Raw genomic sequence first — 7,558 nt, 5'->3', positions numbered from 1 at the left:
TTTTGGCAACGCAGATGCCGTGCCGCAGCTGCCGGAGCGGTGCTTAAGCCGCAAGGCGGGAATTGTGCGGTGTTGCCTAAGGTTATTTGTACAGCATTGCTGAACGCTTTGCGCTTAGCGCAGGACCAGTTTGCCGTTTTCGGCGTCCACGGTCAGGGTATCGCCGGGCACATGGTTGCCGCCGATGATCTCTTTTGCGATCATGGTTTCCACGTTGGCCTGGATATACCGCTTCAGCGGGCGGGCACCATAGATGGGGTCATAGCCGTCATCCACAATCACGCTCTTGGCTGCATCGGTCACAACCAGCTTCAGCTGCTTGTCAGCCAGGCGGCTGCGCAGGTCAGCCAACATCAGATCCACAATGCCGCCAATCTCATCCTTGGTCAGGCTCTTGTAGTAGACAATATCGTCCAGACGGTTCAGGAACTCCGGGCGGAACTGGCGCTTGAGCAGCAGGTCGATCTTGTCACGCGCTTCGGCGGACAGTTCGTTCTTGCCGTTGGCACGGTTCTTTTCCAGGTCTTCCAGAATGATATCAGAGCCAAGGTTGGAGGTCAGGATGATGATGGTGTTCTTAAAGTCCACGGTACGGCCCTGGCTGTCGGTAATACGGCCATCGTCAAGAACTTGCAGCAGAATGTTGAACACATCCGGGTGGGCTTTTTCCACCTCATCAAACAGCACAACGCTGTAGGGATGGCGGCGCACAGCCTCGGTCAGCTGACCACCCTCCTCATAGCCCACATATCCCGGAGGCGCACCGATCAGACGAGACACACTGAATTTCTCCATGTATTCCGTCATATCGATACGAACCATGTTCTTTTCATCGTCAAACAGGGCCTGGGCCAGCGCTTTGGCCAGCTCGGTCTTGCCAACGCCCGTGGGGCCAAGGAACAAAAAGCTGCCAATGGGGCGGTTCGGGTTTGCAATGCCGGCGCGGGAGCGCAGGATAGCGTCCGAAACCTTCTGCACGGCTTCGTCCTGGCCGATCACGCGCTGATGCAGCACTTCGGGCAGGCGGAGCAGCTTTTCGCGCTCGCCCTCCACCAGCTTCTCCACAGGGATGCCGGTCCAGCGGGCCACAATGCGGCTGATCTCTTCGGCCGTCACGCGGTCACGCAGCAGGCTTTGCTCCTTCTTGTCGGCAGCAATCTTTTCTTCAGCTTCCAGCTGGCGCTGCAGGTCGGGCAGTTTGCCGTATTGCAGCTGACCAGCCTTGGCGTAATCGCCGCTGCGGGTCGCCTTTTCAATTTCGGCCTTGGTGGTTTCTACCTCGGCGCGCAGGCTCTGCACCTTATTGATGGCGTTCTTCTCGTTCTCCCACTGAGCTTTCTTGGAATTGAAGGAATCGCGCAGTTCGGCCATTTCTTTTTCGATGGCGGCAAGGCGCTGCTTGGACATTTCATCGGTTTCTTTCTGCAAAGAAGCCTGCTCGATCTGCAGCTGGGTGATCTTATGATTCAGGTCATCCAGCTCTGCGGGCATGGAGTCCAGCTCGGTCTTGACCATTGCGCAGGCTTCATCCACCAGGTCGATGGCTTTATCCGGCAGGAAACGGTCGGTAATATAACGGTTAGACAGCGTTGCTGCCGCAATCAAAGCGCCATCCTGAATTTTAACGCCATGGTACACCTCATAGCGCTCTTTCAGGCCACGCAGGATGGAGATGGTATCCTCCACCGTGGGCTCCTGCACCATAACGGGCTGGAAACGGCGTTCCAGAGCGGGGTCTTTCTCGATATACTGGCGGTACTCGTCCAGGGTGGTGGCGCCAATGCAGTGCAGCTCACCGCGGGCCAGCATCGGCTTTAAGATGTTGCCGGCATCCATTGCGCCGTCGGTTTTACCGGCGCCCACAATGGTGTGCAGCTCATCAATGAACAGGATGATCTTGCCTTCGCTCTTTTTAACTTCGTTCAGAACGCTCTTCAAACGTTCCTCAAACTCGCCGCGGTACTTAGCACCGGCGACCAGAGCGCCCATATCCAGGCTGAACACGGTGCGGTCTTTCAGGTTTTCGGGCACATCGCCGCGCACGATACGCTGGGCAAGGCCCTCAGCGATAGCCGTTTTACCAACGCCAGCTTCACCGATCAGCACAGGGTTGTTCTTGCGCTTACGGGACAGGATGCGGATAACATTGCGGATCTCGGAATCACGGCCAATGACGGGGTCCAGCTTGTTGGCACGGGCGGCTTCCACCAGATCCTGGCCATATTTTTTCAGGGCGTCATAGGTGGATTCGGGGTTATCAGTGGTCACGCGCTGGTTGCCGCGCACGGCGGACAACACCTGCATGAACTTTTCCGGTGTGATGCCAAACTGCTTGAACAGCTCGCCAGCCACGCGGCCGGGGCGCTGCAGCATGCCCATAAAGACATGCTCCACACTGATATATTCATCCTTCATCTGCTGGGCCTGCTTTTCAGCGGCGGTCAGGGCCTGGTCCAGCTCATTGGAGATATAGACTTTATCGGGGTCACGGCCGGAACCCGTCACATGCGGCAGCTGGGAAACTTTTTCCGCTGCGGCAGCTTCAAAGGTACCGGGGTCAACGTTCATCTTGGTCAGCAGCTGGGGGATCAGGCCGTCCTGCTGCTGGGTCAGGGCCACCAGCATGTGCTCCTGTTCCAGCGCCTGGTTGGAATATTCAATTGCCAAACGCTGGGCAGCCTGCAGGGCTTCCATCGTTTTTTGGGTAAATTGGTTGGTATTCATATCGCAAACCTCCTTTATCGGCAACGATAATGGTTTTCTATCTATTAGCAGCGAACCGGTTCAAGTGCTGCTTCGTGCCCGGCGGCTTGATATCCTTGCAGGTTCAAGGGCGTTATGCGGAAGCATTATCTTTATTAGCACTCTATCTGTTCGACTGCTAATATTGTAACACATAGCCAACCGTTGTCAATAGGGTAAATTGAAAAAGATTTATGAACTGTCAAAAAGTTTCCTGCTTTTTCGGGCGTTTTCCATCTTGCAAGATTTTGGATACAAGTATACAGTAGAATTAGAAAGTGAAGAAGCACAAAAAGCCAAAACGACAAAGGATCCGCCCATGAAACCTATTTTGATTGTGGATGACGAAGCGCCCATCCGTGCGCTGATCCGCCTGACGCTGGAGCGCGCGGGCTACACCTGTGACGAAGCTGCCACTGGCACCGAGGCCGCCGATAAAATTGAAGCAAACACCTATGATCTGGCCCTGCTGGACATTATGCTGCCCGGCCCCGATGGGTACGAGCTGCTGGACTACCTGCGCAGCGTGCAGACCCCGGTGATTTTTTTGACCGCCAAAACCGCGGTGGCGGACCGTGTGCGTGGGCTGCACCTGGGCGCGGATGATTACATTACCAAGCCGTTCGAGCCCACCGAGCTTGTGGCACGGGTGGAAGCGGTGCTGCGCCGCTGTGGTAAAGCCCAGGGTACTCTTGCTGCTTTTGATGTGGTGCTGGACCCGGCTGCCCGCCGGGTAACGCGCAGCGGCACCCCGCTGCACCTGACCCCGCGGGAATTTGACCTGCTGGAAGTATTGCTGCGCAACCGCGGCATTGTGCTGTACCGCGAAGTGCTCTATGAGCGCGTGTGGGGGCTGGATGCCGAGTATGACAGCCGCACACTGGATCTGCACATCCAGCGGCTGCGCAAAAAGCTGGGCTGGAAGAACGAGATCCGCACTGTATTCCGTGTGGGCTATGTGCTGGAGCGCGGGGAATGAGCGCCGCTTTGCCTATCCTTTTATATAAGGCAACACCGCACAATTCCCGCCTTGCGGCTTAAGCACCGCTCCGGCAGCTGCGGCACGGCATCTGCGTTGCCAAAATGCTCGATAAGACACAAAGTATTATCTGCGCTTTTGGCTTAGCAGCTGCCGCACCTCGCTCGCCGTATCGGCACTTAGAATTATGCGGTATTGCCATAAAGCAGGAGTTTTGCCATGAAGTTTGCCCACAAGCTGACCCTTGCCCTGCTGGTGGTGCTGGCAGTTGTGCTTTCGCTGTGCAACACGGTGCTGATCGGGCAGCAGTTCCGGCAGGAGCTGCACACCGCGCAGGAAACGTTATCTGCAGACTGGCAGCGGGAAAGCCGCGCTATGCAGCGCACCATGGTCACACCCGGCAGCGGCAGCCTGGCCGCACGGGTGGGCAGCTATTTGCAGGCCATCACCGAGCAGAACAACCTTGCCTGCGCCGCTTACAGTGTGGATGGAACCTCCCTGTATTATGCCCTGCCCACCGCGGTTCCCTTATCCGAAGTGGAAGCCCTGCTTGCCCAGGATGGCGAGTCGCGCATGGTGCTGGCGAACAACCATACCCTGCTGTGCGCCGGAACGGTCGTTCTGCCGGAACGCTGCATCACCTTGGTCATTGCGCAGGATGCCGCCCCCGTGTGGCAGGCGCGGCAGGCTCGCACCCGAAATGCACTGATCGTAGAACTTTTGGCTATGGTGCTGGCCGGGGGCCTGGTTCTGCTGCTCTGCCACCGCATGACCCGCCCGCTGGAGCAGCTGGAGCAGGCCAGCCGCCAGATTGCCGCCGGGGCCTACAGCCAGCGCACGGCCATCCATGGCAGTGACGAAATTGCCAGTTTAAGCCGCAGCTTTGACGAGATGGCCCAGGCGGTGGAGGGCACCGTGCAGACCTTGCAGCAGAACGCCCGCCAGAAAGATGATTTTGTGGCCGCGTTTACCCACGAGCTGAAAACCCCGATGACGAGCATCCTCGGCTTTGCCGATATCCTGCGCAGCGGCGAGGTGAGCCCCGCCACCCGCCGCACCGCCGCTGATTATATCTACCACGAAAGCAAGCGGTTGGAAGCGTTGAGCGGGAATCTGTTGGCCTTGATGGGGCTGGAACAACAGCCCCCGCAGCTGGAAGCCGTACCCCTGGGCCGTGTGCTGCAAAGCCTGCGCCGCGCCCTGCCCCAGGGCAGCCCGGTGCCCACCCTACCCCGCAGTGACGCCGTGGTGCTGGCCCAGCCGGAACTGTTGTGCGATATGCTGTACAACCTGATCCAGAATGCCCGCAAAGCCACCCCGGCGGATGGCAAAGTGGAAGTGCTGCTGGACGAAACACCCACCCGGCTGACCATCCGCGTACAGGATACCGGCTGCGGCATTCCGCCGCAGGAACTGGCCCGCATTACCGAGCCGTTTTATATGGTAGATAAATCCCGTGCACGGGAGCAGGGCGGCAGCGGCATGGGGCTTGCCCTGTGCGCCAGAATTGCCGCCTTGCACGGCACAACGCTGCAATTTGCAAGTGTGCCCAGCCAGGGAACCACGGTCAGCTTCTGCCTGCAAAAAGCGGGCAGCCAACCGGAGGTGGTGCCATGAGGGAAAGGAAAATGTTTTTTCCGCCTGCACTGCGGTTGGCTGCTGTGGCTATTGCACTTTCTGCAGCGGCTTTGGCCCTGCCGCTGCCGGTTTTTGCCGTGCTAGACCGTGCCGCCGGGCACAGCATTGCGGTGCAGCAGGATGCTGAAGCGTTAAGCCCCGCCGGGCGCAGCTGTGCTGCCGCACGGGAGCTTTACTGCTGGCGTATGACCTGGCAAAATACATCCCGCACCATGGTGGAGCCTGATTCAACTCCAGCCAGCACTGCCCCCACCCTTGCCGCGGTGCAGCAACTGCAGGCGGCCGGGGTACTGCCTGCCAGCATGGCGGATGTGCTTCTTTCCGCCATGCAGCAAACAGACAGTTGTACTACCTACACTGACGATACCGGCCAGAGCGAATATGCTTTTACATCCGATGAGAACCATGTCACCCTCACCCTGACAGCCAGCGGCCTGCCCGTTGGGTTTACGGTGGAGCAGTGCAGCTTTGCGGATTCCGCGCTGGATGAAATAGCGGATGCTTACGCCGCATTTTTAGGCGGGGATGCGATCACCGATTGGGAAACACTGCCCCTGCAGCTGCACGAGCCCTGCGCGGTACGCTACAGCGTCAGTGCCCAGCTTTACCTTTGCGTGGCCCGCAGCGGGCAAGGGCTGCGGGTGTCGGCAGCATCGCTCTCCCCGCAGGATGCCGCCGCTTACCGCGGGGATGTTACGCCATAAAGGAGGTCTGCCCCATGAAAAAGACGTTCAACCAGACCATGCCGTGCGCTGTGCGCCTGGCTGCACTGCTGCTTGTGCCCGCTGTTTGTGTTGCCTTTTCCGGCTGCAGCGCTGTGCCGGGCTCTTCCGGCAGTTCTGCGGCGAAGCCGTCCCCCTCCCCTGCCGCCGCGGAACCGGCAGCGAAACCTGATCTGCCCAGCCTGCGCCCGCTGTACCAGGGGGATGAAAACGGATATTATACCTTCATGACTGCCGCTTCGGGCGATTACCAGCAGGTGCTCTATGCGGACTACCAGACCGGCACCCAGGCCCCGGCCTGCCATATTACCGGCTGCACGCATGACAGCCCAAGCTGCCCGGCCTGCTTTTTTACCGGCGTGCCCGTCACGCTGCCCTGCCCGGTTGGGGACGGCACTTATCTTTCCTTTGTCTATGGATATGATTCCGACGGCATGTCCATCGTGCGGCTGAATCAGGATTACGGCGTGGAACAGGTACTGTACCACTGCAATTACATTTCAAGTTTCTATTGCTGTACGGACGGTTCTTCCCTCTGGTTTTCCACCTGCCCCAGCGGGGACAGCTATGACCGCATCAAACGCCTCGATCTGTCCACCGGCGGCATCACCACCCTGTTTGATGCCGGGGATACCAGCGGGCAATCCGCCAACATCATCGGCTGCACCGGGCGGCAGCTGGTGGTTTCGGTATCTCCTTATTATGACAGCAGCGAGCCACAGACTTCCTGCCTGTATCTAGTAGATGCCGACACCGGCGCGGCAGAACTGCTGCGGGAATACCCGATCACCAACGCTTCCGCCGGGCGCACCACTCATATAAGCACCGCTGTGCTGGACGATACTTTATATGAATATGACTACACCACCGGCGAGCTGACCGCCACCGGGCTGGCTGACCGGCAGACCCGCACCGTAACCGATGCCCTGCCGCCTGACCCATACGAGGGGCGCGGTGCGTTTGATGTGACAATTACCCGCATCCTGAACGGCCAGCTGGTTGTGGAGTACTATTCCAACGACTGGACGGACGACAACGCCGAAACAAAAACACCCGTCTACCTGGTTGACCTTGCCGCCGGCACCGTAGCGGAAAAGCCCGCCCTGCCACCGCTGAACTGGAACGGGTACGACCACACCAGCACCACCATCATGGCCCAGCTGCAAGACCGGCTGCTGGTGCTCTGCCGTGCGGAGCCATACACCCGCACCACAACCGGAACGGACGGCGCACCCTACACGATTCAATCCTCCCACCGCTATTTTGGGCTGATCTCGTATGCCGATTACCTGACCGGCACCCCGAATTATACCGAGGTTGGGATGCTGGATTAAGCCGGGTATTTTGTTCCAAATTCTGCGCTTTTATTCTGCAAGAAAGCCGATGCTAAGGCAATACCGCATAATTCCCGCCTTGCGGCTTAAGCACCGCTCCGGCAGCTGCGGCACGGCATCTGCGTTGCCAAAATGCTCGATAA

Annotated in this window: 5 protein-coding genes; 4 read left to right on the top strand and 1 reads right to left on the bottom strand. The window is 58.7% G+C overall.

The features are described 5' to 3' along the window. Positions 1–114: 114 nt before the first annotated feature. Complete coding sequence (gene clpB / locus C4885_RS14580) at positions 115–2,724, bottom strand: ATP-dependent chaperone ClpB (protein WP_114001030.1); 2,610 nt, start codon at positions 2,722–2,724, stop codon at positions 115–117. Between the two features lie 337 nt (positions 2,725–3,061). Between clpB and C4885_RS14575 the strand changes: the two genes are divergently transcribed. The 4 genes from C4885_RS14575 to C4885_RS14560 all read left to right on the top strand — a co-directional run bounded on the left by C4885_RS14575 (position 3,062) and on the right by C4885_RS14560 (position 7,415). Then, complete coding sequence (locus C4885_RS14575) at positions 3,062–3,721, top strand: response regulator transcription factor (protein WP_114001029.1); 660 nt, start codon at positions 3,062–3,064, stop codon at positions 3,719–3,721. Between the two features lie 219 nt (positions 3,722–3,940). Continuing rightward, on the top strand, positions 3,941–5,338 hold the full coding sequence (locus C4885_RS14570; RefSeq protein WP_114001028.1) for a cell wall metabolism sensor histidine kinase WalK: 1,398 nt from the start codon (positions 3,941–3,943) through the stop codon (positions 5,336–5,338). After that, on the top strand, positions 5,335–6,063 hold the full coding sequence (locus C4885_RS14565) for a hypothetical protein (RefSeq protein ID WP_147237853.1): 729 nt from the start codon (positions 5,335–5,337) through the stop codon (positions 6,061–6,063). The genes C4885_RS14570 and C4885_RS14565 overlap by 4 nt, the downstream gene beginning before the upstream one ends. A gap of 14 nt (positions 6,064–6,077) precedes the next feature. Continuing rightward, a complete protein-coding gene (locus C4885_RS14560) occupies positions 6,078–7,415 on the top strand; it encodes a hypothetical protein (protein WP_114001026.1) in 1,338 nt (445 codons plus the stop codon). The last annotated feature ends 143 nt before the right edge of the window (positions 7,416–7,558 follow it).

It is taken from the genome of Subdoligranulum sp. APC924/74 (assembly GCF_003324125.1).
GTDB lineage: Bacteria > Bacillota > Clostridia > Oscillospirales > Ruminococcaceae > Gemmiger > Gemmiger qucibialis.
Note: the sequence above shows the minus strand (reverse complement) of the source record. Positions and strands in the feature narration are given on the sequence as shown.